Origin of the sequence: Allobosea sp. UNC402CLCol, assembly GCF_000745475.1 — a bacterium.
Lineage (GTDB): Bacteria > Pseudomonadota > Alphaproteobacteria > Rhizobiales > Beijerinckiaceae > Allobosea > Allobosea spartocytisi.
In genome coordinates, this window is the sequence record NZ_JQJJ01000014.1 from 55047 (window position 1) to 81898 (window position 26852).

General features: G+C 67.1%; 23 protein-coding genes, 1 tRNA gene and 1 pseudogene. 14 read left to right on the plus strand and 11 right to left on the minus strand.

Annotated features, from left to right (window positions below; genetic code table 11):
* Position 1: 1 nt before the first annotated feature.
* The 3 genes from GY40_RS18825 to GY40_RS18835 form a co-directional block, all read right to left on the minus strand.
* Positions 2-2062 carry an ABC transporter permease gene (locus GY40_RS18825; protein ID WP_038365506.1) on the minus strand — a complete coding sequence of 687 codons (2061 nt, stop codon included), beginning with the start codon at positions 2060-2062 and terminating at the stop codon, positions 2-4.
* Positions 2059-3639: a sugar ABC transporter ATP-binding protein gene (locus GY40_RS18830; RefSeq protein ID WP_248311215.1), complete on the minus strand. Its 1581-nt coding sequence runs from the start codon at positions 3637-3639 to the stop codon at positions 2059-2061. The genes GY40_RS18825 and GY40_RS18830 overlap by 4 nt, the downstream gene beginning before the upstream one ends.
* A 166-nt stretch (positions 3640-3805) precedes the next feature.
* A complete protein-coding gene (locus tag GY40_RS18835; RefSeq protein WP_248311216.1) occupies positions 3806-4906 on the minus strand; it encodes a sugar ABC transporter substrate-binding protein in 1101 nt (366 codons plus the stop codon).
* 185 nt (positions 4907-5091) lie between these two features.
* Here GY40_RS18835 and GY40_RS18840 point away from each other — a divergent pair, with 185 nt between their 5' ends.
* The 4 genes from GY40_RS18840 to GY40_RS18855 all read left to right on the plus strand — a co-directional run bounded on the left by GY40_RS18840 (position 5092) and on the right by GY40_RS18855 (position 10508).
* A complete protein-coding gene (locus GY40_RS18840) occupies positions 5092-5769 on the plus strand; it encodes a GntR family transcriptional regulator (RefSeq protein ID WP_051988323.1) in 678 nt (225 codons plus the stop codon).
* Positions 5770-6127: 358 nt separating this feature from the next.
* Positions 6128-7315, plus strand: coding sequence for an ROK family transcriptional regulator (locus tag GY40_RS18845; RefSeq protein WP_038365509.1), 1188 nt, complete (start codon positions 6128-6130; stop codon positions 7313-7315).
* A gap of 10 nt (positions 7316-7325) precedes the next feature.
* Positions 7326-8891 (plus strand): ABC transporter substrate-binding protein, encoded by a 1566-nt coding sequence (locus GY40_RS18850; protein ID WP_038365511.1) that lies wholly within the window; start codon positions 7326-7328, stop codon positions 8889-8891.
* Between the two features lie 126 nt (positions 8892-9017).
* The gene (locus GY40_RS18855; RefSeq protein WP_051988275.1) at positions 9018-10508 is read left to right on the plus strand and encodes a carboxylesterase/lipase family protein; all 1491 of its coding nucleotides are present in this window, start codon (positions 9018-9020) and stop codon (positions 10506-10508) included.
* Between the two features lie 74 nt (positions 10509-10582).
* On the opposite strand, the gene GY40_RS18860 is transcribed toward GY40_RS18855, so the two are convergent.
* Positions 10583-11491, minus strand: coding sequence for a LysR family transcriptional regulator (locus GY40_RS18860; protein ID WP_038365513.1), 909 nt, complete (start codon positions 11489-11491; stop codon positions 10583-10585).
* Positions 11492-11572: 81 nt separating this feature from the next.
* Between GY40_RS18860 and GY40_RS18865 the strand changes: the two genes are divergently transcribed.
* The 4 genes from GY40_RS18865 (at position 11573) to GY40_RS18880 (ending at position 15719) form a co-directional block, all read left to right on the plus strand.
* On the plus strand, positions 11573-12922 hold the full coding sequence (locus GY40_RS18865) for an acyclic terpene utilization AtuA family protein (protein WP_038365516.1): 1350 nt from the start codon (positions 11573-11575) through the stop codon (positions 12920-12922).
* A gap of 1 nt (position 12923) precedes the next feature.
* A complete protein-coding gene (locus GY40_RS18870; protein ID WP_038365518.1) occupies positions 12924-13232 on the plus strand; it encodes an AtuA-related protein in 309 nt (102 codons plus the stop codon).
* 63 nt (positions 13233-13295) lie between these two features.
* Entirely contained in the window at positions 13296-14264 is a 969-nt protein-coding gene (locus GY40_RS18875; RefSeq protein ID WP_038365519.1) for a Bug family tripartite tricarboxylate transporter substrate binding protein, read from the plus strand.
* Positions 14265-14318: 54 nt separating this feature from the next.
* Complete coding sequence (locus GY40_RS18880) at positions 14319-15719, plus strand: M20/M25/M40 family metallo-hydrolase (RefSeq protein ID WP_038365520.1); 1401 nt, start codon at positions 14319-14321, stop codon at positions 15717-15719.
* A 99-nt stretch (positions 15720-15818) separates the two neighbouring features.
* Here the strand turns inward: GY40_RS18880 and GY40_RS18885 are convergent, their stop codons facing one another.
* Both GY40_RS18885 and GY40_RS18890 read right to left on the minus strand, forming a co-directional pair.
* On the minus strand, positions 15819-16268 hold the full coding sequence (locus GY40_RS18885; protein ID WP_051988276.1) for a gamma-glutamylcyclotransferase family protein: 450 nt from the start codon (positions 16266-16268) through the stop codon (positions 15819-15821).
* A 14-nt stretch (positions 16269-16282) separates the two neighbouring features.
* Complete coding sequence (locus tag GY40_RS18890) at positions 16283-17455, minus strand: isovaleryl-CoA dehydrogenase (protein WP_038365521.1); 1173 nt, start codon at positions 17453-17455, stop codon at positions 16283-16285.
* A 207-nt stretch (positions 17456-17662) separates the two neighbouring features.
* Between GY40_RS18890 and GY40_RS18895 the strand changes: the two genes are divergently transcribed.
* Together GY40_RS18895 and dmeF are read left to right on the plus strand one after the other, a co-directional pair.
* On the plus strand, positions 17663-17929 hold the full coding sequence (locus tag GY40_RS18895) for a metal-sensing transcriptional repressor (RefSeq protein ID WP_038365522.1): 267 nt from the start codon (positions 17663-17665) through the stop codon (positions 17927-17929).
* Between the two features lie 17 nt (positions 17930-17946).
* A complete protein-coding gene (gene dmeF / locus GY40_RS18900) occupies positions 17947-18912 on the plus strand; it encodes a CDF family Co(II)/Ni(II) efflux transporter DmeF (RefSeq protein ID WP_038365523.1) in 966 nt (321 codons plus the stop codon).
* 22 nt (positions 18913-18934) lie between these two features.
* On the opposite strand, the gene GY40_RS18905 is transcribed toward dmeF, so the two are convergent.
* The 5 genes and pseudogenes from GY40_RS18905 to GY40_RS27175 all read right to left on the minus strand — a co-directional run bounded on the left by GY40_RS18905 (position 18935) and on the right by GY40_RS27175 (position 22835).
* Complete coding sequence (locus GY40_RS18905) at positions 18935-19927, minus strand: CorA family divalent cation transporter (protein WP_038365524.1); 993 nt, start codon at positions 19925-19927, stop codon at positions 18935-18937.
* A 90-nt stretch (positions 19928-20017) separates the two neighbouring features.
* Complete coding sequence (locus GY40_RS18910) at positions 20018-20983, minus strand: glycoside hydrolase family 25 protein (protein WP_081925523.1); 966 nt, start codon at positions 20981-20983, stop codon at positions 20018-20020.
* Between the two features lie 488 nt (positions 20984-21471).
* Positions 21472-22179, minus strand: a pseudogene (locus GY40_RS18915) (GH25 family lysozyme); the annotation flags it as partial.
* Between the two features lie 176 nt (positions 22180-22355).
* Positions 22356-22440: transfer RNA gene (locus GY40_RS18920), tRNA-Leu, on the minus strand.
* Between the two features lie 125 nt (positions 22441-22565).
* Entirely contained in the window at positions 22566-22835 is a 270-nt protein-coding gene (locus tag GY40_RS27175) for a FliM/FliN family flagellar motor switch protein (RefSeq protein ID WP_248311217.1), read from the minus strand.
* Between the two features lie 135 nt (positions 22836-22970).
* On the opposite strand from GY40_RS27175, the gene lipB reads away from it, so the two are divergent.
* The 4 genes from lipB to GY40_RS18945 all read left to right on the plus strand — a co-directional run bounded on the left by lipB (position 22971) and on the right by GY40_RS18945 (position 26762).
* Positions 22971-23675 (plus strand): lipoyl(octanoyl) transferase LipB, encoded by a 705-nt coding sequence (gene lipB / locus GY40_RS18930; protein WP_038365525.1) that lies wholly within the window; start codon positions 22971-22973, stop codon positions 23673-23675.
* A gap of 166 nt (positions 23676-23841) precedes the next feature.
* On the plus strand, positions 23842-24042 hold the full coding sequence (locus GY40_RS18935) for a hypothetical protein (RefSeq protein WP_038365526.1): 201 nt from the start codon (positions 23842-23844) through the stop codon (positions 24040-24042).
* Between the two features lie 116 nt (positions 24043-24158).
* Positions 24159-25766, plus strand: a complete 1608-nt coding sequence (locus tag GY40_RS18940; RefSeq protein WP_038365527.1) for a carboxyl transferase domain-containing protein — start codon at positions 24159-24161, stop codon at positions 25764-25766.
* Positions 25767-25862: 96 nt separating this feature from the next.
* Positions 25863-26762 (plus strand): dienelactone hydrolase family protein, encoded by a 900-nt coding sequence (locus GY40_RS18945; RefSeq protein WP_051988277.1) that lies wholly within the window; start codon positions 25863-25865, stop codon positions 26760-26762.
* The last annotated feature ends 90 nt before the right edge of the window (positions 26763-26852 follow it).

Sequence of the window (26852 nt, forward strand, 5' to 3'; positions counted from 1 at the left end):
CTCAATGCGCGCGTTCGCGCAGCGCCACGACGGCGCCGAGCACCACGACGCCATAGAGGATGGCGCGCGTGGCATAGGGCAGGGTGGTTCCGGCGAGCAGGGTCTGGAGCGCGGTCAGCAGCAGCACGCCGCCGAGCATGCCGAGATAGGAACCGCGCCCGCCGGTGATGAGCGCGCCGCCGACCACGACGACCGCGATCGAGGGCAGCAGGTAGTCGTCGCCCATGCCCAGGCTCGCCTGACCGGAGAAACCCGCGAGCATGATGCCGACCAGCGCGGCGCAGGCGCCCGAGAGCATGTAGACCTTGACCAGCGTCGCCTTGACCGGAACGCCGGAAAGCTCCGCCGGGCGCTCGCCATTGCCGATGGCGTAGATCCGCCGGCCGAAGACGGTGCGTCCGAGCAGGATCGAGGCACCGGCGGCGAAAAGCACCACGAGCGGCACGACCGGCGTCACGCCGAAGATTTTCGCGGTCATGAACCAGCGCAAGGCGGGCGAGGCGAAGCCGTTTGGCGTCCCGCCGGAATAGACCAGCGCCGCTCCTTGCAGGATGCCGTTCATTGCCAGCGTCATCACGATCGGCGAGAGGCCGAGCGCGACGATGCCGAGCCCGTTGACGAGGCCGATCAGCGCGCCGAGCGCGAGCACGGCGGGCACGGCATAGACCAGCGCGGCATCCGAGCCCGAGAGCAGGCCGGCGCAGAGAATGCCGGAGAGGCCGATGGTCCAGGGCAGCGACAGGTCGAGCCCGCCGGTCAGGATCACCGCGCCCTGTCCGAGCGCGAGGACGGCGAGAAAGCAGCCGAGCACGATCAGCGAGTCGTAATAGGGCCAGGAGACAATCGTGTTGCCGAGCACGAACTGCGTCACCACGAGGACCGCGACAAAGCACAGATAGGCTGGCACCGCGTTGCGCAGCGCTTCGGCATGGCGGCGCCACCAGGCTGGGTGCTCGATCGCCGGATCGTGCATCGGCAGGGCGATGCGGGCAGGGGGCAGATCGAGCTGGCGCGGCAGGCGCCCGGCCCGGCGGGCGGCGGCGCGAGCAAGACCCTGGCGCAGCGTGCGGGCCAGCACGGAATCGCGCGCCAGGGAGGAGGCGAGGACCGCCAGCACGAGGATCAGGCCCTCGACGACCGAGGAGTAGAAGGCGGGCACGTCGAGCACGAGCAGGATGTTGACGACGAGCATCAGCACATAGGCGCCGAAGATCGTGCCGACGATGCCGCCGCGCCCGCCGCCCAGCACGGTGCCGCCCAGCACCACGGCCGCGAACATCTGAAGCAGCATCGGATTGCCGACGAGCGGATCGCCCGAGCCGGTTTGGGCCGTAATGAAGACGCCCGCCAGACCATAGAGCCCGCCCGCCAGCACATAGGCGAAGAACTCGTGCAGCCGGACGCTGAGCCCTGCGGCGCGGGCGGCCTCCCGGTCGGAGCCCAGGGCCGGCAGGGCCTTGCCGAAGAGCGTGTTTTTCAAGGCAAGCCACAGGCCGATGAGAGCCGCCAGCAGCAGCACCGGCATCGGCAGCAGGCCGGGGATGGCGTCGCCGGTCAGGGCCTGCGCGAAGCTGCCGGGAATCTGCCCGCCGGGCTTGTCCATCACGAGGAGGGTGACGCCTTGCAGGATGAACATGGTGGCGAGCGTCACCACGATGGGCTGGAGCCTCAAGCCCGCGATGAACAGGCCGTTGAAGGCGCCGGTCGCCGCGCCGACACCGATGCCGGCGAGCGTCCACAGCAGCATCGAGCCGGGGCTGTCCTGCATCTGCCCGGCGAGCGTGACGTTGACGAGCGAGATGACGGCAGCGGCCGACAGGTCGAAGCCGCCGGTCAGCACCACGATGGTTTGGCCGCTCGCTGCGATGGCGAGCGTCGCGCCGCCGGCAGCCAGCGTGCCGAGTTCGTAATAGCCGAGTGTGCCGCCGCTGAGCCAGCGCACGAGTCCGAGGCAGAGCAGGAAGACGCCGATCGCGATCAGCGGTCCGCGCAGGCGGTCGAGCCAGCCGCGGACGAGGGAGGTGCTTGCGGCCTGCGGCGCCGTGGCAGCGATCGCGCTCACGAGAGGGCCTCCAGCGTCGAAACCTGTTGCGCGGCAAGTGCGCCGGCTTCGCTCCCGAGCATGGCGCGCAGGATCGCATCCTCCGTGATCGCGTCGCCTTCCAGCCGCGCCGCTGCCTTGCCCCGGTAGAGCACGATCACGCGGTCGCAGAGATGGTCGAGTTCGGCCGTCTCGGTCGAGTGGAACAGGATCGAGCCGCCGGCAGCCGCGAATTCTCGCATCAGCGCATAGATCTCGTTCTTGGTGCCGACATCGATGCCGCGCGTCGGGTCGAACAGCAGCAGGATGCGGCTTTCGGCGAAGAGCCATTTCGCCACGGCGATCTTCTGCTGATTGCCGCCGGAGAAGGCCTTCACCGGCGTCCAGAGCGCGCGCATCTGTACGTTGAGGCGAGCCATGACGCGGGCAACCGCCGTTTCCTCGCGCTTTCGGTCGACGAAGCCGAAGCGGCTGTAGCGCTCGATCGCCGGCAAGGAGATGTTGCGCCGGCCGTCGAGCTTGAGGAAGAGCGCCTCCGTCTTGCGGTCCTCCGGCACGAGGCCGATCCCGATCCGCGCATCGAGAGCATCGCGCGGCGAGGTCAGGCTGACCGGACGGCCGTCGATGCGGATTTCGCCGCGGCTCTCGGCCGTGCCGAAGAGGGCCGAGAACAATTCCAGCTGGCCCATGCCCTGGAGGCCGGCGACGCCGAGGATCTCGCCGCGTCGCAGCCCGAATGACAATCCGTCGAGGCGGTTGCCGACCGAAAGCTCGGTGGCCGCCAGCACGGGTTCCTCGGAAAGCCTGCTGCGCGGCGGGCGCGGTGGAAAGGAATGGCCGCCGCTGCCGCCGGCGATGAGGCCGATCAGCTCCTCGTCCCCGACATCGGATAGCGGGCGCGTCGCGATATGCTTGCCGCCGCGCAGGACGGTGACGCGGTCGCAGAAGGCGCGGACCTCACGCATGCGGTGCGAGATGAAGACGGTGGTGACGCCTTGAGCCTTGCCCCTGGCGATGATCGTGCCGAGCCAGTCGATATCGCTGCCCGACAATGTCGAGGTCGGCTCGTCGAGCAGCAGGATGCGGGGCTTGCGGAACAGCGCGCGCGCGATCTCGATCTTCTGCCGCTCGTTGAGATCGAGGTCGCGGATCTCCGAGCGTGGGTCGATGGCGCTGAGGCCGAGAGCATCAAGATGTTCCTCGACCGTGCGGCGCGCCTCCGCCCGCCGGATCAGGCCGAGCGGCCCGCGCGGCGGGGTCGGCAGCAGCATGTTGTCGAGTACGCTGAGATCGCGGACGAGGCTGAGTTCCTGGAAGGCGGTGCGGATGCCGCAGCGGTGCGAGGCGGCCGGCGAATGCAAATCCGCGCGCTCGCCGAAGATGTCGAACCCGCCCGTGGTGGGTCGCACCAGCCCGGAGAGCAGCTTGACCAGCGTCGACTTGCCGGCGCCGTTCTCGCCGAGCAGCGCATGGGTGTCGCCGGCCATGATGTCGAAGCCGACATCGTTGACGGCGATAGTCGCGCCATAAACCTTGCGGATGTCGCGGGCGGCGATCGCGACAGGGGCGCCGTCAGGGGAAATCTCGCGCTGAAGCACGGGCGGCCGTCCTTCCTGCGTTGGCGGTAGCGGGATGCCGGGCGACGTGGCGCCGCCGGGCGCTGGAGCACCGGACCGAAAAGTGGGACCCACTCTTCGGAAAAGTCCGATGCTGAACGAGCAGGACCGTCATGCCGCGCCCGACCCGGGCGCGGCGATCCTGCGATCAGTTCTCGGGCTGGCCGACGAGGGCGGCGTTGAGACCGATCTCGGGCGTCTCGCTCGAGAAGATCGAGGCGAACCAGCCGGGATTGGTCACGATCGAGGGCTTGAAGGCGTTGCAGCCGGCCTTCATCTCATCCCAGGTCCCTTCCTGGCAGAGCTTGATCGTCTCGTTGGTGACGACCGGTAGCGGCAGGACGGTCTTCTTCGGCACGTCCTTGCCTTCCAGTTTCGCCACGGCGAGCTTCAGCGCCAGCGCGCCGGAATAGGGCGGCGAGGCGTAGGAGATGCGCGGCGCGGCCATCGGCTTGTAGGTGCCGTTGGCGCCTTCGACCTCGGTGCCGGTGGGCAGCATCTGCACACGCCCGCCATTGGAGCCTTCGCCCGCGCAGGGCTTCAGCTTGTCCTCGGGGATGCCGGCCTCGATCTGCATGGTATTGGCGGTGTAGCAGCCGACCTGCATCCAGAGACCGTCGATTTGGTCCCATTTGCGGGTGGCCAGGATCTTCGACAGCTCCGTGCGCGCGACCGCCTGGCTCCACATGCCGACCGCCTCGTTGACGATCTTGATGTCGGGATGCTTGGCAAAGACCTCTTTTGCCGCCTTGGTGCGCAGCGTGTCGACCGAAGTGCCGGGCACGCCGGTGATCGAGACGATGTTGCCCTTGCCGTTCAGCTTCTTGACCAGCCATTCGGCGGTGACGCGCCCGGCCTCCTCCTGATCGATCGCGACGTTGTAGGCGCAGGGCTCGGTGATCTCGCCGTCATAGGCAATGACGGTCACGCCCTTCTCGCAGGCGTTCTTCACCGCGGCGTTGAGCGCCGTCGGCGAGATCGGGAAGACGATGATCGCCTTGGCGCCGGCCTGGACCATGGCGTTGATCTGCTGGATCTGGCGCTGGGCGTTGGGGCCGGCGACCTGGACCTGCAGGTCGACCTTGTCGGCCATCGTCTTGGACGCCGCCATGGCCTTGATCATGTTGGCGGCCTCACCCTGCCAATCATTGCCGATATAGCTCATCGACAGGAAAATCTTGTGCTTGGCCTGGGCCTGCGCGGCGGAGACTCCGGCTGCGGACAAGGCCAGCGCGGCGGCAGCAGCCATCAAGTGCTTCTTTTTCATCATGAGCGTCCTCCCCGACGCGGTGGCGTTCAATCGTCAGGGCGCCTTGACCGGCGCCTCGTTTCTTTTGATCAAAGATCACAAATCATATATCAATGCAATGCGGATTTGATGTCGAGCCCGCGACCGCTATGGTCGCCCCGACGAACACCTTGGATTTCAAGACGATGAGCCTCGTGCGCCCTCAGGAGCTGCCTTACTCACCCATCTCCCGCGCGACGATCCAGGAGCATGTCTATGGCCGGATCCGGGAGATGATCCTGAACGGCGACATCGAGCCGGGCCGTACGGTGACGGTGAGCAGCCTGTCCGAGGCCTTTGGCGTCAGCGCCATGCCGGTGCGGGAGGCGCTGCACCGGCTCGTCGCCGAAAAGGCCCTGACCGTGGTGGCTGGCCGCTCCGTCGGCATCCCGCCGCTCAGCGCCGAACGACTCGACGACCTCAGGCGCGTCCGCTGCGAGATCGAGGGCATGGCCACGGAGTGGGCCGCTGCGGCGATCACGCCGGCGCAATTGCGCCATCTCGAAGAGCTGATTGCGATCATGGACGCCGCGAAGGCCGAGAAGGACCGCGCCCGCTATGTGCCGGCCAATCGCGACTTCCACTTCACCATCTACAAGGCCGCCGCCTCGCCGGCCCTGATGGCCATCATCGAGTCGCTCTGGCTGCAGATCGGGCCCTACATCAACCTGCTCAAAGAGACCGACAATTGGACGAGCGCCAATCGCGACCACAAGGCGATCCATGCGGCGTTGCTGGGCAAGGATGCCGCGGCGGCCAGACAATCCCTCCAAGCCGATATCGAGCAAGCGGCGAAAAGCCTGGCCGGGCTTCTCGATATCTGAGCCGCGGGCGGCTCTCCTCGTTACGGCTGACCCATCCGAGATACGTAGGCGGCTCCTTGCAGACGCGCTGCGCGCAGTAGGGCGCGTTCGTCCACATGCGGCATCGGGATTGCGCAACGTTTGCGGGGAGGGCCCAGCCGCCAGTGGCCTCTCGCTCGTCGCCCGGAAGCAGGGTTGCCTTTTGTCTCGCCTGACGTCCGGCCCCGAGCCGAGCCGAGCAGGGCGTCGGCCTGTCTGCCCCACGCTTGCCACCACCTGCATGGCGTTTCCATCCCGAGAGCCGGTATGGCGATATTGACAAGATCGCCAGCGCACAGCAGCATTGTTACATAAAGTAAAAATAAACTCGGGAGGATGCATGCGGGAGCCGCGAAGCCGGCGGGAAACGCGATCGGCTGTCCTGCGCTATCTCTGGTGCTCCGGCGGCTCGTTTCGCCCCGCATTGGCCGATCATGTCGGGCTGACCGATGCGAGCATCTCGCGCATCGTCGCCGAGCTGAAATCCGAGCGGCTGATCGACGAGTCGAAGCGCACCGCGCCTTACCAGGGCGGTCCGAGCTCCTTTCTTACATTAAGTAACGATCTCTATGTCGGCACGATCGAGTTCTCCGGCAGCCGTGTCCATATCGGCGTCGGGTCGCTGACCGGCGAGATCCGCTTTTCCGAATGGCTGGATTTGCCGGACGGCGCAGAGCCGGAAACGGTGAGGTCGACCTATCGCCGCGCTCTTCATCAGCTCACCGATCATCTGCACCGGGCGGGCATCCGGCTTTGCCAGCTCGCGGTGTCGATCCCGGGCTATCATGAGGATCTGCGCGCCAATCCGATCATCGCGCTCGACCCCGCCGAGCTCCTGAGGGAGATCCAGGCCGCACTGCCTTCGGTGCCGCTGCTCGCGGCGAATTCGATCGTGACCCGCGCCGTCGCCCATCGGCTGAAGCTCGGTGTCGATCTTGCCGGCGGCCCCTATTTCTACACCTTCGTCGGCCATGGCGTGGCCGCCGCCCTGGTCGATGACTTCGCTTCGAGCGGGGAGGTGGCTGCCTGCGAGATCGGCCATATGGTGCTCGATCCCCGCGGGCCCCGCTGCCGCTGCGGCCATTCCGGCTGTCTCGAGGCCTATGTGTCCACGGCGGCCGTCGCGCCGGCCATCGGTCTGCGCGAGCAGGATTTGCTGGCGATGGACGAATGGCAGGCGGGCCGGCTCAAACTGTCGACCCGCGCGCAGGCCGACCTCACGGCGCGTTTGGCGCGCCTCGGACACGCCATCGGCAATGCGCTCAACCTGACGCCGATCCGACGGGTCGTGGTGGCCGGCTGGCCGGCGGAGCTGGGCGAAAAGATGCATGCCAGCGTGGTCGGCGGCATCGAGGCCAGCCTGTTCGGCGGAGCCGCAGCCGTGAACCTCACCTTCGCGAATGCGGAATTGGGGCGGGAGCCGGCCGCCGGGCTGGCGCTCGCCACCCACGCCTATCTGCAACGGGGCGCGATGCGACCCGCGGAAGCGGCCGAGAACAGGGCCGCGCATCACCTCATCGAACGATAAGGGGAGGACAATGAGTCTGAAAACAGTGACGGTCGCGCTTTTCGCCGGTGCCATGCTCGTGTTGACGGGGCCGGCCATCGCCGAGAGCGTTCTCAAGGTCAAACCGTCCGGGGACGTGAAGCTGCTGGATCCGCTCCTCGGCTCGGATTCCATGGCCCGCAATTTCGGCTACATGGTCTACGACACGCTGTTCGCGGTGGACGACAAGCTGGCGATCAAGCCGCAAATGGTCGAAAGCTGGGACATCTCGGCCGATGGCAAGGTGTGGACCTTCGTCCTGCGCGATGGCCTCGCTTTCAGCGACGGCCAGCCCGTGACGGCTGACGACGTGATCGCCTCGCTGAAGCGCTGGAGCGTCAACGACAGCATGGGGCAGCAGCTCAACCAGCGTGGTGCGAGCTGGCAGGCGGTCGATGCGAAGACGGTCCGCCTGACGCTGACCTCGCCCTGGGGAATGGTGCTGGACGCCCTCGGCAAGCCAGGCGCGCCCGTGCCGTTCATCATGCCGGCCCGCGTCGCTTCGGCGACGCCGCCCAACCAGGCGGTGACAGATCACACCGGCTCCGGCCCGTTCGTTTTCAAGAAGGACGAATGGCTGGCCGGCGCCCGGCTGGTGTTCACCAGGAACGCTGGATACAAGCCCCGCCCGGAGGCGCCGGCCGGCCTCTCCGGCGGCAAGGTGGTCAAGGTCGATCGTGTCGAATGGCAGATCATCCCGGACCAGCAGACCGCGATCAACGCCCTGATCAAGGGTGAACTCGATATCAGCGAGGAGATTCCCGGCGATCTCATTCCGCTCGCCAAGGCGTCGAAGGACATCGCTCTCGAGCGCCAGGACGATATCGGCGTCGCCCAGCAGATCCGTATCAACTCGACCCAGCCGCCATTCGACAATCCGAAGCTGCGGCAGGCCCTGCTCCATGCCGTCGACGGTGCGGAGTTCCTCTCCGCGGTGATCGACGATCCGAGCCTCGGCAAGCCCTGCCGCTCCTTCTACGTCTGCTCGTCTCCCTATTTCACCGAGGCCGGCTTTCCAGCGGTCAATCTCGACAAGGCCAAGGCCCTCCTGAAGGAAGCCGGCTATGACGGCACTCCGGTGGTGCTGCTCGACGCCACCGAGAATGCCAATATCCACGCTTTCACCATGGTGGCCGAAGCCTTGCTGAAGAGCATCGGCTTCAAGACCGATGTGCAGGCGATGGATTGGGCGACGGTCGTCGCCCGCCGGGCCAGCAAGGAGCCGGTCGGCAAGGGCGGCTGGTCGATCTTCATCTCGGGGCCGGGCGGGCTCGACATGATGGAGCCGGTCAGCCATCTCGGCCTTCGCTCGAACTGCGAGAAGGCCTGGTTCGGCTGGCCCTGCGATGCCGATATCGAACAGATGCGGGCCGCTTTTTCCGATCTTTCGGACGGCGCGCAGCGCAAGGCGCTGGCGGAGAAGATCCAGCTGCGCGCGGCGCAGACCGTTCCCTATGTCCCGATCGGCGTCCAATATCAGATCCGGGCCTATCGCACTGATCTGACCGGGCTCCTGACCCCGCCGGCGCCGGTCTACTGGAACATCGCCCGCAAATAGGCCTCCGGCGCTCGGCCCTGCCACAATTCCCGGAGCGCCTGCTGCCTCGCATCGCCGGCAGCGGGCACTCCGGTGAAGGCCCGGCATGACCCACGGCCGCAGCCGCATCGCGACACATCCGCACCCATGTCACTCGATCCATCCGCAAGCGCGCTCTCCGGCGAAGCTCTCATCGTCGATACGCCCTTCGGCCGGCTGCGCGGCCTGCTCTCCGGCGGGATCCGGTCATTCAAGGGTGTGCCCTATGCCGCCGCGCCGATCGGTCCCTTGCGCTTCCGTCCGCCGCAGCCGCTTGCGCCCTGGACCGGCCTGCGCGAGGCACTGACCTTCGCGCCGGCAGCGCCGCAGCCAGCCGATCCGGGCTTCTATCCCGGCGATCCCGACGCCATGCCCGCCGTGCCGACGAGCGAGGATTGCCTCTATCTCAACATCTGGTCGCCGGCGGAGGCGGGGCCGCATCCGTTGCTGGTCTGGCTGCATGGCGGCGGCCAGTCCGTCGGGGGGACAAGCCGGCCCGTCTATGACGGAGCGGTCTTTGCCCGAGCCGGCATCACGTGCGTCACGATCGGCCATCGGCTCGGCCTGCTCGGCTTTCTCGAAGGTGGGCGCATCTTCGGTGACGAATTCCGCGGCAGCGGCAACAATGCCTTGCGGGACATCGTGGCTGCTCTCGTCTGGGTCCGGCAGGCCATCGCAGCTTTTGGCGGGGATCCCGGCCGCGTCACGGTCGGAGGCGAGTCGGCCGGGGCAAAGAACGTCGCGGCCCTTCTGGCTGCGCCCTCGGCGGCCGGCCTGTTCCATGCGGCGTTTTCGAGCTCCGGCGGCGGCGACACGGTCCATAGCCGGGAGACGGCGGATGCGGTGGCCGAAAGGGTGCTGGCCCTCGCCGGCGGTTGCCTCCGCGACCTCCAGGACATCCCGGCTGCCGGCCTCATTGCCCTGCAAGAGCGATTGAGCGGAAGCGAGACCCGGCGCCAGCCCTTTCGCCCCGTGACCGACGGGATATTCCTGCCTCGGTCGCCCCAGCGGCTCTTGCCCCGCCACCCCGTGCCGCTGCTGATCGGGACGGCTCGCGACGAGGCTGCGCCCTTCCTGGGCGAAGCGACGCATGGAGACGGCCATTCGGCGGAGGACTGGGATGGCCGGCTGCTGGCGCATCTGGGGCCCGAGATCATGGCGGAAGCCGAGAGGCGTGCCTTGCAGATGTGGCCCGGCATGTCTGCACGCGCGCGGCGCCTGAAGCTGCTGACGGCGGAAGAATACGAATTGCCATCGATCCGGCTGGCCGATGCGCATCATGCGGCCGGGCGGCCGACCTGGGTCTATCGCAACGACAGGCCGCTCGCGGCCGGGCCCTTCGCCGGCCAGGCACCCCATGTCGCCGATCTCAGCCTCATCTGGAATCAGCCGGGACCTTACGGCACTGCGGCGGGGCCCGGCGATGGTGGCATGCACGAAATGGTCACGGCTTTCATCCATGCCGGCGGCGTCGCCGCCTGGCCGCCATACGACTTGGGACAGCGGGCGACGCTCGTTTTCGACGTCGACGGCGCCCAACTCCGGACCGACCCGTCAGAGGATGTTCGCCTTGTCTTCGAAGGCCTGTTCGATCGCTAGCGCGATGGATCGCGGCGCGAACCCCGCGATAGCGGGTGCCGGGCACCGCACCCAAGGCAAGAGGCAAACCCGGCTCACATTGCGTTTTGCCGCAGCGCATCGAACGCAACGCCAAGATGGTCCAGGAAGGCTGCACTTGCCGGTGGCAATGTCCGGCCTCTGCGCTTGATCACCGAGATGCTGCGCGCCAGCCGCGGATCGTCGATCGGCGCCGAACGAAGCATCGGCAGCGCTTTGATCTCCATTGCGGTCTCGGGCAGGATCGCGATCCCCATTCCAGCACGGACCATGCCGACGGCCGTGGACATGTAGGTCGCCTCCGCGGCAACCTCCGCCACCAGCCCCTCAGCCGCGACGGCGGCATCGACCACCGCCCGCACACTGGTCGCCCGCGACATCAGGACGAGCGGATGGCGTGCCACCGCTGCGAGTGAAGGCGAGGTGCCATCGTCCAGCGCGTGACCCGATGGGAATACGGCATGCATCCGGTCGACGTTGCTCAGCATCAACTCCAGCTCCGCATCCTCGAATGGTCCGCCGGTGATGCCGAGATCGACCTCCTCGGCGAGCGTCAGCGCCGTGACGCCGCTGGCGATGACGTCACGCAGCGCAAAGCCGATCTCGGGGTGTTGCGCGCGGAAGCGTGCGATCACATCCGGCAGCAGGCTCGAGGCGAACGAGGGTAGCACCGCGATGCGAACCATCCCTCCGGCCATGCGCGCGAGCTGCCGGGTTTTGTCGAGCAGCGCCTCGAGCTCGCGCAGGACGCGCCGCAGTTCCGGCAAGAGCTCGCGGCCCAGGCGCGTCAGCGCGACATTGCGCGTGTTCCGGTCGAAAAGCCGCAGGCCGAGCGCTTCCTCCAGCGCCCGGACCTGAACGGTCAGGGCGGGCTGAGAGAGATTGAGCGCCGCCGCGGCGCGGGTGAAGCTGCCATGCTCCGCCACCGCAATGAACGCCCGCAGCTGCCGAACATCGAAATTCATACTGAAATCCTATTACTGAGATAGAATAATTTCAATTGTGATATGAATTTACGACGGCATTCTCTGGCAACTGGAGGATGCATGCGACAGGTGAGAATAGGGGCCGGCGCGGGCTATTCGGGCGACAGGATCGAGCCTGCGGTCGAACTCGCGGAGCGCGGCCGGCTCGACTACCTCGTCTTTGAATGTCTGGCGGAGCGCACCATCGCGCTGGCGCAGCAGGCACGGCGGCGTGATCCAAGGCTCGGCTACGATCCATTGCTGGCGGCACGCATGCGCGCGGTGCTTCCGGCCTGTCGCCGCGCCGGCACCGTCATCATCACCAATATGGGGGCGGCCAACCCGCTGGCGGCGGCCGAGCTTGTCTGCGCGACCGCGCGCGACCTCGGCTTGCGCGGCTACAAAGTGGCGGCCGTGACGGGCGACGACGTCGCGGCTTCGGTCGGCGATGGTCATGGCCGCATATTGGAAGATGGGCGGCCCGCTGCCGCGCTGGGGGCGAGCCTGATCTCGGCCAATGCCTATCTCGGGGCCGAGCCGATCGTACAGGCGCTCTCCGCCGGCGCCGATCTCGTGATCACCGGACGCGCCGCCGATCCTTCGCTTTTCCTCGGGCCGCTGGTGCATGAATTCGGCTGGTCGTTCGAGGATTGGCCGCGGCTCGGCCAGGCGACGCTGATCGGCCATGTGCTGGAATGCGCCGGGCAGGTCACCGGCGGCTATTTCGCGGATCCCGGCTTCAAGACGGTGCCGGGGCTGGCGCGGCTCGGCTTTCCCCTCGCCGAGGTCGGCGAGGACGGCTCGGCCATCATCACCAAGGTCGAGGGCTCGGGCGGCTGCGTGACATCCGCCACCTGCAAGGAGCAGATTCTCTACGAGATTCATGACCCGGCGGCGTATTTCACCCCCGACGTCGTCGCGGACTTCTCGCAGGTTCGTGTCGAGCAAGTCGGGCAAGACCAGGTCCGCATCTCCGGAGCGAGCGGCCGTGCGCGGCCCGAAGCGCTGAAGGTCTCGCTCGGCGTCGCGGAAGGCTTCGTGGGCGAAGGCCAGATTTCCTATGCCGGCAGCGGCGCGCGAGACCGCGCGGAGCTGGCGGCCGCGATCGTGCGCGAGCGGCTGGAGTTGACTGGGCTCATGGCGCAGGAGTTGCGCTTCGATCTGATCGGCATTGATGCGCTCCACGGCCACGGACTGCCGGCCGGCGGCGGCGAGCGGGCGGAGCCCTACGAGGTGCGGCTGCGCGTGGCCGGGCGCACGGCCTCGATGGACGAGGCGGTGCGCATCGGCAGCGAGGTGGAGACCCTCTACACCAACGGGCCGGCGGGCGGCGGTGGCGTCACCAAGCAGGTCCGCGAGGTTCTCGGAGTGCTCTCGACGCTGCTGCCGCGCGAGCGGGTCCAGCCCTCGATCCATATGTTGGAGAGCTGAAATGAAGCTGCGCGGCGTCGCCCATGCTCGCGCTGGCGACAAGGGTGACACCTCCAGCATCTCGCTGATCGCCTATGAAGAGGCGGATTATCCGCGCCTGGTGCGTCACGTCACGGCTGAGCGGGTCGCGACGCATTTCGCCGGCATCCTTCGCGGCAGCGTCAGCCGCTACGAGATCGCGTCGCTGGGGGCGCTCAACTTCGTGCTCCGGCAGGCGCTGGGCGGTGGGGTGACGCGCTCGCTCGCCCTCGACACCCACGGCAAGTCCCTGAGCTCCGCCCTGCTGGACATCGAAATTCCGGACGACTGATCCCAATCGAACGGCGCAGCAAGACGCCGCCCCGACATGACCGACAAAAGCGGAGGAAAATCCATGAGAACATCGATTTTGCGCATGATCGCGGCAGGTGCGCTGGCCATCGGCCTCACCGGCATCGCAAGTGCCCAGGAATTCCCGTCGAGATCCCTCAAATTCGTCGTGCCCTTCGCGGCCGGCAGCGCGACCGACGCGGTGGCCCGCATCCTCGGCGAGCATGTCTCGAAGAACCTCGGGAAACCGGTGGTTATCGAGAATCTGGCCGGGGCGAGCGGTGTCATCGCCGCGCAGAACGTCGCCCGCGCCGAGCCCGACGGCCACACGGTGCTGATCACCACCAACACCACGCATGGCGCCAATCAGAGCCTGCTCAAGCATGTGCCCTATGACGCCATCAACAGCTTCGAGGCCGTCGGCAAGCTCGGCACGATCACGCTCGCGCTCGCGACCAACCCTGCCGTTCCGGCCAAAACCGTCCAGGAGTTCGTCGCCTATGCCAAGGCCAATCCGGGCAAGTTGACCTTCGGTGCCGGGTCGAGCTCGTCACGCATCGCCGGCGAGATGCTGAAGTCCCTGGCCGGCCTCGACATCACCTATGTGCCCTATCGCAGCAATCCGCAGGCGATCACCGATCTGCTCGGCGGGCAGATCAACATCGTTTTCGCCGACATCTCGACGACTTTGCCGCAGATCAAAGCGGGCGCGGTCAACGGCCTCGCAGTTTCGACCGCCAGGCGCAGCGTGCTCGCGCCCGATCTGCCGACCATGGCCGAGGGTGGCGTCAAGGGTTACGACCTCGCGGCCTGGTTCGCGGCCTTTGTCCCGGCCAAGACGCCGCGCTCCACCATCGACAAATTGAATCAGGCGCTGACTGCCGCAGTCAACGATCCGGCGACAAAGGAGCGTTTGCTCGCGGCCGGCGTCGAGCCTGAGACCAGCACGCCAGACGAGCTCAAGGCCTTCGTCGGGACCGAGATCGCCAAATGGGCCGAGATCGTGAAGGCCGCCGGCATCCAGCCGGAATAGAGCCCATCTCTGGCGGCGCCTTGCGCCGTCGGCACCCATGTCGAGGAAGTCCCGATGAATGCCGAGCCGGTCGTCGACCACCTCCTGCAACGCCATGACGCCGTGCTTGACAGGCTGACAGCCTTCCTCAGGCTGCCGAGTGTCAGCACCGATCCCGCTTATGCCGAGGGCATGGCCGCCACGCGCGCCTTTCTGCTCGACTGGTTGGCGGAGATCGGGCTGTCGGATGTGCAACTGCTCGATGGCGGCGGACATCCGGCGGTCTATGGCGCCTGGCTCGGGGCGCCGGGCGCGCCGACCATCATCGTCTACGGTCATTACGACGTACAGCCACCCGATCCGCTCGCCCTGTGGCGGACGCCGCCCTTCGAGCCGACGATCCAGGGCGGGCGCCTGCATGCGCGCGGCGCTTCCGACGTCAAGGGCTCGACCACGATCGCGATCGAGACTGTCGCCGGCTTCCTCGCGGTGCACGGAGGCTGCCCCGTCAACATCAAGCTCTTCCTGGAAGGCGAGGAGGAGACCGGCAGCCCAAGCCTCCGCGAAATCGTGCGCCGCTACGGGACGCTGCTGCAGGCCGATGCGATGATCTCGGCCGATGGCGGGCGCGCGAGCCCGACGGTGCCGACGATCAATGTCGGGGCGCGTGGCCTGGCCAAGCTCGAACTCATCGTGCGCAGCGCGGAGAAGGAGATGCATTCCGGCCGCTATGGCGGGGCCGTGCGCAACGCGCTGCACGAACTCGCCGCGATCATCGCCTCGCTGCACGACGCCAACGGGGCGATCGCCATCCCCGCCTTGATGGAGGCGCTGCCGCCACCGAGCGCGCAGGACCGCCGCGATGCCGCGGCGTTGCCGTTCGACGAGGCCGCTTTCGTCGCCGATGTCGGCGGGATCGCGGCGGGCGAGCCCGGCTACAGCCTGCGCGAGCGCTTGACGCTGCGCCCGGCGATCGACGTCAACGGTATGTGGGGCGGCTATACCGGCGCCGGCAGCAAGACGGTCATCCCCGATGAAGCGCGCGCCAAGGTCACGATCAGGCTGGCGCCCGGACAGGATCCCGAACAGGCCATTCAGGCGCTGCAGGATCATATCCGCTCGGTCGCTCGCCCCGGCGTGCGCATCGCATTCGCGGGCATCGGCGGTGGCTCGCCGGCTTCGACGCTGGCGGGCCACCACCCGCTGGTCCAGGCGGCGACGCGGGTGCTGCAACGGGTCTGGCAACGCGACCCCGTCCATGTGCGTCTCGGCGCGACAGTCCCGATCACCGCGATCTTCAAGGAGTTGCTCGGCATGGACACGCTGATGTTCGGCCTGAACCTGCCAGACGAGGATGTTCACGCACCCAACGAGTTCTTCCATCTCGATTCAATCGCGCTCGGCCTGCGCAGCTGGCCGCTGCTGCTGCAGGAGCTCGCGACATTCGCACCAGAGGAGTTTCGCGCCAAAGGATGAATGGATGGGTGCCCGACTACAAAGGGCTCTAGGTCTGTCGGCACCACATCCAACGCCTGGCCGAGGCCGCGCGGGGGAAAGCGAATTGCAGAGTTTTTCCTACAATCGCGGCAGCACGACGCGGCGATTTTCGATCAGAAAGCGATTCAAGCCGGCGATGTAAGTCTCTGGCAGGGCGAAATGTTTCGCCCCAGTGATGATCGCTTCCATGTAGCCCGGCTTCGGCTTTCCCGGATCGCCCGAACGGCCGATATAGATCAGCGCGCGCTTGGCGCCGCCGGGCACGATCACTGGCTGGCTGATCTTGACGTAAAGGCCGCTGGCGATGTCCTCGAACTTGTCGAGCGCGCGGATGTCACTGAGCGAGCAATCCCACAGCACGCCATGGACCTCCTCGCGCGGATCGCGGATCGCCGAGGCATAGCCGTCGCGCGTGACGATGAAGCGGTGGCGGGGCAAGCGGGCCGGGCCGAGCGGCCGGGAGTTCGGGCAGCGCCGCGCCATCCCGTCCGGATCCATGTTGAGGCCGTAGGCGAAGTAAAGGGGCATGAAGCCCTCTAGCCTCACTTCGTCTTGTTGAACAGCTCCCGGCCGATCAGCATCCGCCTGATCTCGCTCGTCCCGGCGCCGATCTCGTAGAGCTTGGCGTCGCGCAGCAGGCGGCCGGTCGGGTAGTCGTTGATGTAGCCGTTGCCGCCGAGGAGCTGGATGGCGTCGAGCGCCACCTGCGTCGCCTTCTCGGCCGCGAGCAGAATGGCGCCGGCGGCGTCCTCGCGGGTGGTCTCGCCGCGGTCGCAGGCCTTGGCCACGGCATAGACATAGGCGCGGCAGGAATTCAGCGCGACATACATGTCGGCGACCTTGCCCTGGACGAGCTGGAACTCGCCGATCGACTGGCCGAACTGCTTGCGCTCATGGACATAGGGCATGACCACGTCGAGCGCCGCCTGCATGATGCCGAGCGGGCCGGCGGCCAGCACGACGCGCTCATAGTCGAGGCCTGACATCAGCACGTTGACGCCGCGCCCGACCTGGCCGAGCACATTCTCCTCCGGCACCTCGCAATCCTGGAAGACGAGCTCGCAGGTATCCGAGCCGCGCATGCCGAGCTTGTCGAGCTTCTGGTGGGTCGAGAAACCCTTCATGCCCTTCTCGATCAGGAAGGCGGTGATGCCGCGCGGGCCAGCTTCCGGATCGGTCTTGGCGTAGACGACCAGCGTCTCGGCGATCGGACCGTTGGTGATCCACATCTTGTTGCCGTTGAGGACGTAGCGGTCGCCCTTCCTGTCGGCGCGGGTGCGCATCGAGACGACGTCCGAGCCAGAGCCGGGCTCCGACATGGCGAGCGCGCCAACATGTTCGCCGGAGATCAGCTTCGGCAGATATTTCCGCTTCTGCGCCTCGTTGCCGTTGCGGCTGATCTGGTTGACGCAGAGATTCGAGTGGGCGCCGTAGGAGAGGCCGACCGAGGCCGAGGCGCGAGAGACTTCCTCGACCGCGATGCAGTGCTCGAGATAGCCAAGGCCTGAGCCGCCATGCTCCTCATCGACCGTCATGCCGTGCAGGCCGAGCGCGCCCATTTCCGGCCATAGATCGCGCGGGAACTGGTTGGTCCTGTCGATCTCCTCGGCGCGCGGGGCGATCTTCTCCTGCGCGAAGGCATGGACCGTGTCGCGGATCGCATCGGCGGTCTCGCCGAGGTCAAAATTGAAGGGGCGCGGCGCGTTGGCAAGCATGGCGGAACCTCCCGGCGGGTCGTGGGGAGCGAGGCTCCCTTGCCGTCGTTATAGCCGGACCGACGCGGGGCGTCAGTGCGCAGCCGCGCCCGACGCGGTTTGGCGTGATGCCGTGCCGGGCTGCGTGCGACCCCTCATCCGCCCCGGCCCATCGCCGGTGGAGGCTTCGCTATTGCATATCCTATCCAGGGGGATAGGATATGGGCCATGAGCCACGCCATGGATCCCGACATCATCAACCGCCTGCGCCGCGCGCAGGGCCATCTCGGCACGGTCGTGGGGATGGTCGAGGCGGGCAGGGCGGTTCCTGACGTGGTGCAGCAGCTCCAAGCCGTCGAGAAGGCGCTGGAGAAGGTCAAGTCGCTGCTGATCTTCGACCATATCGAGCATCACCTGTTCGACCATGCCCAGGCGACGACGCCGGAGGCGCGCCGCTCGATCGAGGAGCTCAAGGCCCTCACCAAATATCTCTGACCGTGCGGAGCGAACCGATGTCGGCTGCGAACAGCTTTCCCGCCCAGCACCAGCATGTCTTCCTCGGCAGCGAGCACGAGCGCCACGAGCGCCGGACCTGGCTTGTCGTCGGCCTGACGACCGTGATGATGGTCGCTGAAATCGTTGCCGGTACGGTCTTCGGCTCGATGGCCCTCGTCGCCGATGGCTGGCACATGTCGACCCATGCGGCGGCGCTCGGTATCGCCGCCTTCGCCTATCGCTTCGCGCGGCAGCATGCGCATGACCGCCGCTTCAGCTTTGGAACGGGCAAACTAGGCGATCTCGCCGCCTTCGCCAGCGCCCTGCTCCTCATGTTCATCGCGCTCGCGGTCGCCGGGGAATCGGCGCTGCGGCTCTACGCGCCGGTTGCGATCGATTTTACCCAGGCGACCGCGATCGCGGCGCTTGGGCTCGCGGTCAATCTGGCAAGCGCCTGGCTGCTCAGGGACGGGCACGACCATCACGGCCACGGGCACCACCACCATGATCACGACGATCACCACCACGGCCATCATTCCCATGGCGGCCATGGCGCGGATATCAATCTGCGCGCGGCCTATATGCATGTCATCGCCGATGCCTTCACCTCTGTCCTGGCGATCGCGGCGCTGCTCGGCGGGCGGTATTATGGCTGGGTCTGGCTCGATCCGCTGATCGGGATCGTCGGCGCCGGCGTGATCGCGCATTGGTCCGTCGGGCTGCTGCGTCGTTCCGGGGCCGTGCTGCTCGACACGGTGCCGGATGAGGCGCTGGCGAAGCGCATCGGCGAGCGGCTCGCCGCCGAGGGCGCGGAGGTCGCCGACCTACATCTCTGGCAGGTCGGGCCCGGGCATCGCAGCGCCATCGTCTCGGTCGTGACCGGCCAGCCGAAATCACCCTCGGCCTACAAGGCGCTGCTTGCCGACCTGCCGACGTTGTCGCATGTCACTGTCGAGGTGAATACGCGGCCAGCCGCCGTGTGAAGCCTTTGCGCGGCAGCGCGGCTCAGTCGCCGATCACGCCGCGGCGCCGCAGCAGGATGAGCGTCAGCAGCGCGGCGAGCATGCAGGCCAGCGACACATAGATCGCGCCGGCCTCGGACTCGACCCAGGGCAGCCCCTTCACATTGATGCCGAACAGGCCGGTGATGAAGGTCGCCGGCAGGAAGAGCGCGGTCAGGATCGACAAGACGTAGAGCTGCCGGTTGGTGCGGTTGGCCGAGCGGGCGGCGATCTCGTCCTGCAGCAGGCGGGCGCGATCCTGCACCGACTGGACGTCGTGATGCAGCGTGTCGACCCGTTGCAGCAGGCGCGCTGCGGTCGCCTTGACGGCATCGGGGGCGCTGCGGCCGGATTGCGTCTCGGCGAAGCGCCGGAACAGGACATGGAGGCCGCTGAGCTGCCGGTGCAGCCGCACGGCGGTGCGGCGGATCGCGCCGACGCGCTGCGGCCCGTCATGCAGCCGGTCCAGCAGGATCTGGTCCTCGACGCTGTCGGTTTCGTCGACGAGGCGCACGACGCTGTCGGTGATGTCGTCGATGATGTATTCGATGATCTGCTCGAAAAGCGCGCTCGGGCTCTCCGCCGGCTCGCCGCGATTCAGCGCCTCCGCCGTCATCCGGATCGAGTGCAGCGCCTCGCGCCGGCCGGTGAGCAGGAAGCTGTCGCCGATGATCCAGCGCAGCGCGCCGACGCTGTCCGACTTGTCGGCGATGCTGCGGATGAGGTCATGCGAGACGCCCCAGGCAAGCTGGGCCGAATGGTCGAGCCGCTGATGCGTTTCCTGCGAGAGGAGGGTTTCCTGCGCCGCGTCCGGCAGCTCCTGCTCGCCGATCCAGCTCTGTGCGCGGGTATGCACGAGGTCGAGATGCAGCCAGACGAAGCCTTCATCCGGGACGAGGTCGGGCAGGGTGTCGCGCGCGATCAGGCTGGGCCGGCCCTCGGTATCGAAACGATAGGCCCAGATGACGCCGGTTTGGGATTGCAGATCGGTCGGCATCGTCGTTCGTCTCGATCACGGGCAGGGCTTGTGCGCGCGGCACAGGGCTCCGCCGATGTGACAGGGACGTGACGGCCGGCGCCGCCTGCTTCAATTGCGCCGGACGGAACCCGTCGTGCCGACGTCGCGACTATCCGCCGTGCGCGAGGGAATGCGGCCGGGCGGGGCGAATTTCAGCGTGGCGCCGCCAGCCGCCCTGGGCGCGCGCAGGCCTGCCGGCGTGGGAGGCGGCGTGCGTGCCGCGACCTTCGGCTCGCCGCCATGCCATTTGCGCAGCCCGATGTCGAAGCGCCCCTGCCGCCAGGCCTCGAATTCGCGCTCGCTGCCGAAGAAGGCGTTGCGGTCGACATCGCCGGCGATGCCGGGCACGCGGCCGGTGGTGGTGAACTGCCAGAACTCCCAGCGGTCGCGGGCATAGCGCTTCGCCAGCGGCGCGGCGGTCGAGCGCAGCCAGTAGGGATGGTCGTTGAACGCGCCTTCGAGCACGTCCTCGTGAAAATTGATGTCGGTGTAGATGATCGGCTTCTTGCCGGTGTGCTCGCGCAGCCCCTTGAGCATGATCTCGATCTTCGCGAGCGCATCCTCGCGCGAGACCCTGCGGGCGCATTGCGAGCCGTTCTGCCATTCGACGTCGAGCACCGGGGGCAATGCGTCGGGGTCGCGCGGAATGTGCTTCTTGATCCAGCGCACCTGTTCGGCGGCCGGGCGACACCACCAGACGAAGTGATAGGCGCTGCGCGGGACGCCGTGCTTCTTCGCCTCGGCCCAGTTGCGGCGGAAATTGGGGTCGAGATGGTCGCCGCCTTCCGTCGCCTTGATGAAGGCGAAGCGCGTGCCGGCGCCCTTGACCTTCTCCCAGTCGATCTCGCCCTGCCAGCGCGAGACGTCGATGCCCTGGATGACCTTGCGGCGGGCGTCGCGCACGCCGTGATGCGGTGCGCTGTCGCCCTTCTTTGGATAGAGCGCGAAGACGGGCCCGGCCAGACAGGTGAGGGCCGTCAGAAAGGCGAAGGCTCCGAGATAGATCCTGCCGTGGGTCAGCTTGCGCGCCGGCATGTGTTTCTCCTGCATCACAGGTCCAGATGCGGAGAGCGTGGTTAAGCGGCGGTTAGAATTGCCCGGCAATCGCAGGATGTTTTTCAGCTTTGGTTAACCGGCGGGATTCGCGCGGCGTGGCAGGGCTGCTGCGTGCTGTTTTTTTGGGGAAAAGACGCGTCATCGCGGGTCAAGTCGGAATGACGGTGCGCCTCTGACGGCGTCCGGCAGCCTCAGTCCGAAATGCTCTGGTCGCCTAGAGGCTGGAAGGCCGAGGCCATCGGCGGCACGCCGCCAGGAATGCGCGCCATCGGCACGTCCTCCGGGTCCTCGTTCGGAAGCGGGGCGGGAGCGGGAGAGAACGGGCCGGGCGCCACGGGGATCGGGGTTGGCGCCGCGGGATGATCCGGCCCGGGACTCGGCTGCGGCGGCACAGGCTTGCGCTTCTCCCAGCGGCGGGTGGCGATGTCGTATTCGCCCTGCAGCCAGCCGATGAACTGCCCTTCGTTGCCGAAGAAGGCGTTGCGGTCGACATCTCCGCGAATGCCCGGGACTTTGGCCGTGGTGGTGAACTGCCAGATCGCCCAGGGACGGTTCTGGTAGCGGGTCTCGGGCTTCGCCGCCGTCGAGCGGATCCAGTAGGGGTAGTCGTTGAACTGGCCTTCCAGCACCTCCTTGTGGAAGGTGATGTCGGTGTAGATCACCGGCTTCTTGCCGGTGAGCTGCTCGAGCTCGGTGAGCATGAGCTGGATCTTCTCCAGCGCCAGCTCGCGGCTGACCTTCTGCGGGCAGGTCTTGGAATGGCCGTTCCATTCGACGTCGAGCACCGGCGGCAAGGCGTCGGGATCGTTCGGGATCTGCTGCTTGAACCAGAGCGCCTGCTCATGGGCCGGGCGGCACCAATAGACGAAATGATAGGCGCCGCGGGCGATGCCGGCGCGGCGCGCGCCGTCCCAGTTGCGCTGGAAGGCCGGGTCGATGTGGTCGCCGCCCTCTGTCGCCTTCATGTAGACGAAGCGGATGCCGGAGGCGCGCACCGCAGACCAGTCGATGTCACCCTGCCAGCGCGACACGTCGATGCCGTGGATCGGGTAGCTGTGCGCCTCGACGACGCCGGCATGCGGGCGCCGGTCACCGGCGGTGTCGAGCGCCACGCAGCCGCCAAGGACCGCAACGGCGGCGGCAGCCAGAAGAGGCAGGATGCGGATGCGTGACATGCGGGGAGCGGTATTCTCGGGGATCAGACGAGACACGTTGATGACCGATTTACGTTACCAAAGTTCTGACGCCTGTCAGCCCGGAACGGTGCAGCCTGGGACGAATCGAGCATGAGGCCGGAAACGCGAACGGCGACCCGAGAGGGTCGCCGTTCGCTGGACTTATCGTCCGAATTTGGTGCGGTCGAGAGGACTCGAACCTCCACGGGTCTCCCCGCTACCACCTCAAGGTAGTGCGTCTACCAGTTCCGCCACGACCGCAGCTCTGTTCCAGTTGCGGGCGGTGCAACCAGGGAGCGGCGCCGATCTAGCAAATCGAATCCGCCGCCACAAGAGCATCACTGTGGAAAAGCGACGCGCGCCGCATTTTCCTGAAAAAAGAGGGGTCAGGCCGCCTCGGCGACGCTCTGGAGTGTGTAGACGGTGGGGCGCTTCAGCATCTGGGTGATCTCGACGGAGATGCGCGCGCCGCTGACCACGACGATTCCCTTGGCGAAGGGGTGGTTGTTGGCGAGAATCTGGACCTCGTCCATCTCGCTGGCATTGAGCTCGATGATGGCGCCGCGGCCGAGTCGCAGCAGCTTGTAGATCGGCATCTGGGTCTGCCCCAGCACAACGGTAAGCTCGACAGGAACGAGATCGAGATCGGTCTTCAAGTCCTGCCTCCGGAACCCTACTTCAGAATTGGACCAGCGAAACTTGCCTGCCGGCGGCTTTTGGGCGCAAGAGGCTCGGTCATGGTCAGCCGGCAGAAACCGGCCCGTAAACTTTGGACGGAACATGGTTAAGCCATGGTGAATATGCGGGATGCGCTGGCGGTTTCCTTCCTGCCGGAAGCGGGCGCCGAGCCGGTGGAATGGGTCGTGGCCGAAGGGCTGACGGGCTATGACGAGGCGGTCGCCGAGATGGAGGCGCGCGCCGGGTTGATCGCCGACGGGCAGGCGCGCGAGCGCGTCTGGCTGGTCGAGCATCCACCGCTTTACACCGCCGGCACCTCGGCGCGCGACGAGGACCTGATCGCGCCGGAGCGATTCCCGGTGTTCCGCTCGGGGCGGGGCGGGCAGTTCACCTATCACGGCCCCGGCCAGCGCGTGGCCTATGTCATGCTCGACCTGAAGCGTCGCCAGCCGGATCTGCGCCGCTTCGTCGCTGCGCTGGAGGGCTGGCTGATCGGCGCGCTCGACGATGTCAACATTCGTGGCGAACGGCGCGAGGATCGCGTCGGCGTCTGGGTGCGCCGGCCGGAACGGGGCGAGGGTGTCGAGGACAAGATCGCCGCCATCGGCATCCGTGTGCGCCGCTGGGTCTCGTTCCACGGCATCTCGTTCAATGTCGATCCCGATCTCTCCCATTTCGACGGCATCGTGCCTTGCGGCGTCAGCCGGCACGGCGTGACCTCGCTGGTCGATCTCGGCTTGCCGGTGACGATGCCGGAGGCCGATTCGGTGCTGCGCGAAGCCTTCGAGCGGGTCTTCGGCCCAACCGTCTCGGCCTGATTTACCTTTCGTTAGCCATGCAAACCCATGCTCGGCCCGGTCAGAGCCTGGCCGCGATGCGCCTGCATGGGCGCGTTGGCGGCCCGGCTTTCGGTGATGCATCGGGCTGCTGAGACAGGCGGATTTCGCTTTTCGGCCTGATGCCTCGAGCAAAAGGGGACGAATTATGCGAGCCATTCTTCTCGCAAGCTGCCTTGCGACGCTGCTCGCGGCCTGCAACACCACCGACCAGCGCATCGCCGGCGCGGCCGCGGGAGCGGGGGCGGGCGCGCTTGTCGGCGGACCGATCGGCGCCGTGGCGGGCGGAGCCATCGGCGCGGTCGCGGCGCCCAGCGTAACCGGGTCGATCAACAAGGCCAGCGAGTAAGATCATCCTTCGGCGCGGATTTGCATGGTCGCGTCCGTGCGTCCGCGCCGGTTGGCGTTTGCCCGGCGCCGCGCCATAACGCTCCCGAGAAGGCTGAAGTCTCAAGGAGCGCGCCCGTGCCGGTCATCGAAAGCAAGGTCGACCTGAATGCGGCCGAGACGCGGGCGAATGCCGAAGCCTGGGCCGGGCTGCGCGACGAATTGCAGGAGCGCCGCGCTACCGCCGCGCTCGGCGGCAATACGCGGTCCCGCGAGCGCCACACGGCGCGCGGCAAGCTGCTGCCTCGCGAGCGCGTGCTGCGGCTGACCGATCCAGGTTCGCCCTTCCTCGAGATCGGTTCGCTCGCCGCCTTCGGCATGTATGAGGGCGATGTCCATGCCGCCGGCATGATCGCGGGAATCGGGCGTGTCGCCGGCCGCGAATGCATGATCGTCTGCAACGATGCGACGATCAAAGGCGGCACCTACTATCCGCTAACGGTCAAGAAGCATCTGCGGGCGCAGGAGATCGCGCGCGAGAATCGCTTGCCCTGCATCTATCTCGTCGACTCCGGCGGCGCGAACCTGCCGCACCAGACCGAGGTCTTTCCGGATCGCGAGCATTTCGGCCGCATCTTCTACAATCAGGCGACGCTTTCGGCCGAAGGTATCCCGCAGGTCGCGGTGGTGATGGGTTCCTGCACCGCCGGCGGCGCCTATGTGCCGGCCATGTCGGACGAGACGATCATCGTCAGGAAGCAGGGCACTATTTTCCTGGGCGGTCCGCCGCTGGTGAAGGCCGCGACCGGCGAGGTCGTCTCGGCCGAGGATCTCGGCGGCGCCGATGTCCATGCAAGGCTCTCGGGCGTCGCCGATCACTATGCCGGCGACGACACCCATGCGCTCGCCATCGCCCGGCGGATCGCCGGCAACCTCAACAGCGTGAAGCGGCCGGACATCGACATCGCCGAGCCGGTCGAGCCCCTCTATGATCCGGCCGAGCTCGAAGCCGTCGTGCCCACCGATCTCAAGAAGCAGTACGATATCCGCGAGGTGATCGCGCGGCTGGTCGACGGCTCGGAATTCGACGAGTTCAAGAAGCTCTACGGTACGACCTTGGTGACGGGCTTCGCCCGCATCCACGGCATCCCGGTCGGAATCATCGCCAATAACGGCATCCTGTTCTCGGAAAGCGCGCTGAAGGGCGCGCATTTCATCGAACTGTGCTGCCAGAGGCGGATCCCACTGCTCTTCCTGCAGAACATCACCGGCTTCATGGTCGGGCGCGATGTCGAGACGCGCGGCATCGCCAAGGACGGCGCGAAGCTCGTCACGGCGGTGGCCTCGGCGCGCGTGCCGAAGGTCACCGTGCTGGTCGGCGGCTCCTTCGGCGCCGGCAATTACGGCATGTGCGGGCGGGCCTATTCGCCGCGCTTCCTCTTCACCTGGCCGAATTCGCGCATCTCGGTGATGGGCGGCGAGCAGGCTGCGAGCGTGCTGGCCACCGTGCGCCGCGACAATATCGAAGCCGAGGGCAAGAACTGGTCGGCGGTGGAGGAGGAGGCCTTCAAGGCGCCGATCCGCAGCAATTACGAGGAAGAAGGCTCGCCCTATTTTGCCACGGCGCGGCTCTGGGATGACGGCATCATCCTGCCCTCGGAGACGCGCCGGGTGCTGGCGCTGGCCTTCTCGGCGACGCTCAACGCGGAGATTCCCGAGACGAGATTCGGCGTGTTCCGGATGTGAGAGCGGCTTTCCTCACGCCACTGTGACCGGAGCCGCGCTGACGCCTCTTGGCAAGCCGTCCTGCGTCGCTGCAGGCTCCCGCCACAACAACGGGAGATGCACATGACGGCGCCGGCGCAGACCGCAGCAGAGAGCACGCTCGAGCAACTGGACGGGCTGGTCAGGGAGCCGTTCTCCCGTCGCGGCTTCGTCATGACCGGGTTGATCAGCGGCTTCACCCTCGCCACCTCCGTCATCCATGGCCAGACGATCTCGACCGACAGCAAGGGCCTCGTCGCCGGAGAGGTGAAGATCCCGACCGCGGATGGCGAGCTGCCGGGCTATCGCGCCATGCCGGAAGGGGCGGGGCCGTTTCCGATCGTCCTCGTGATCGAGGAGATCTTCGGGGTCCACGAATACATCAAGGACATTTGCCGGCGCTTCGCCAAGCTCGGCTACTGCGCCGTGGCGCCGGAGCTCTATGCCCGGCTCGGCGACCTCTCCAAGATGACCGATGTGCAGGCGATCGTGCGCGACGTGATCTCGAAGGCACCGGACGCGACCGTGCTCTCCGACCTCGACGCCACGGCGAAATGGGCTGCGGCCGCTTCGAAGGGCGATGCGGCAAGGCTCGGCGTCACCGGCTTCTGCCGGGGCGGGCGGGCCGTCTGGCTCTATGCCGCCCATAACCCGCAGGTGAAGGCCGCCGTCGCCTGGTACGGGCCGCTCGGGGGCAGCCGCACCGACATCCAGCCGAAGACGGCGGCCGATGTCGTCGGCGATCTCAAGGCGCCCGTTCTCGGGCTCTATGGCGGGGCGGATACGGGCATTCCGGTCGCGGATGTCGAGAAGCAGCGGGACGCTGCGAAGGCCGCCGGCAAGACCGTGGAGATCGTGATCTTCCCGGACACGCCGCATGGTTTCCACGCCGATTACCGGCCGAGCTATCGCAAGGCGCAGGCCGAGGATGGCTGGGCGCGGGCGCTCGCCTGGTTCAAGCGCTACGGCGTCGCCTGAGGCGCGCGCGATCCCCGGCCGGCGCCGGCAAGGGTTGCGCCGGCCGTTCTTCCTTGTCGCGCGCCTACGCTTATGCTTTGGGAGCGAAAC

Bases quoted from the DNA above. Each gene is read 5' to 3' on its own strand.
- GY40_RS18835 (WP_248311216.1), bottom strand. From the start codon at position 4,906: ATGGCTGCTGCCGCCGCGCTGGCCTTGTCCGCAGCCGGAGTCTCCGCC.
- GY40_RS18840 (WP_051988323.1), top strand. From the start codon at position 5,092: ATGAGCCTCGTGCGCCCTCAGGAGCTGCCTTACTCACCCATCTCCCGC.
- GY40_RS18845 (WP_038365509.1), top strand. From the start codon at position 6,128: ATGCGGGAGCCGCGAAGCCGGCGGGAAACGCGATCGGCTGTCCTGCGC.
- GY40_RS18850 (WP_038365511.1), top strand. From the start codon at position 7,326: ATGAGTCTGAAAACAGTGACGGTCGCGCTTTTCGCCGGTGCCATGCTC.
- GY40_RS18855 (WP_051988275.1), top strand. From the start codon at position 9,018: ATGTCACTCGATCCATCCGCAAGCGCGCTCTCCGGCGAAGCTCTCATC.
- GY40_RS18860 (WP_038365513.1), bottom strand. From the start codon at position 11,491: ATGAATTTCGATGTTCGGCAGCTGCGGGCGTTCATTGCGGTGGCGGAG.
- GY40_RS18865 (WP_038365516.1), top strand. From the start codon at position 11,573: ATGCGACAGGTGAGAATAGGGGCCGGCGCGGGCTATTCGGGCGACAGG.
- GY40_RS18870 (WP_038365518.1), top strand. From the start codon at position 12,924: ATGAAGCTGCGCGGCGTCGCCCATGCTCGCGCTGGCGACAAGGGTGAC.
- GY40_RS18875 (WP_038365519.1), top strand. From the start codon at position 13,296: ATGAGAACATCGATTTTGCGCATGATCGCGGCAGGTGCGCTGGCCATC.
- GY40_RS18880 (WP_038365520.1), top strand. From the start codon at position 14,319: ATGAATGCCGAGCCGGTCGTCGACCACCTCCTGCAACGCCATGACGCC.
- GY40_RS18885 (WP_051988276.1), bottom strand. From the start codon at position 16,268: ATGCCCCTTTACTTCGCCTACGGCCTCAACATGGATCCGGACGGGATG.
- GY40_RS18890 (WP_038365521.1), bottom strand. From the start codon at position 17,455: ATGCTTGCCAACGCGCCGCGCCCCTTCAATTTTGACCTCGGCGAGACC.
- GY40_RS18895 (WP_038365522.1), top strand. From the start codon at position 17,663: ATGAGCCACGCCATGGATCCCGACATCATCAACCGCCTGCGCCGCGCG.
- dmeF (WP_038365523.1), top strand. From the start codon at position 17,947: ATGTCGGCTGCGAACAGCTTTCCCGCCCAGCACCAGCATGTCTTCCTC.
- GY40_RS18905 (WP_038365524.1), bottom strand. From the start codon at position 19,927: ATGCCGACCGATCTGCAATCCCAAACCGGCGTCATCTGGGCCTATCGT.
- GY40_RS18910 (WP_081925523.1), bottom strand. From the start codon at position 20,983: ATGCCGGCGCGCAAGCTGACCCACGGCAGGATCTATCTCGGAGCCTTC.
- lipB (WP_038365525.1), top strand. From the start codon at position 22,971: ATGGTGAATATGCGGGATGCGCTGGCGGTTTCCTTCCTGCCGGAAGCG.
- GY40_RS18935 (WP_038365526.1), top strand. From the start codon at position 23,842: ATGCGAGCCATTCTTCTCGCAAGCTGCCTTGCGACGCTGCTCGCGGCC.
- GY40_RS18945 (WP_051988277.1), top strand. From the start codon at position 25,863: ATGCACATGACGGCGCCGGCGCAGACCGCAGCAGAGAGCACGCTCGAG.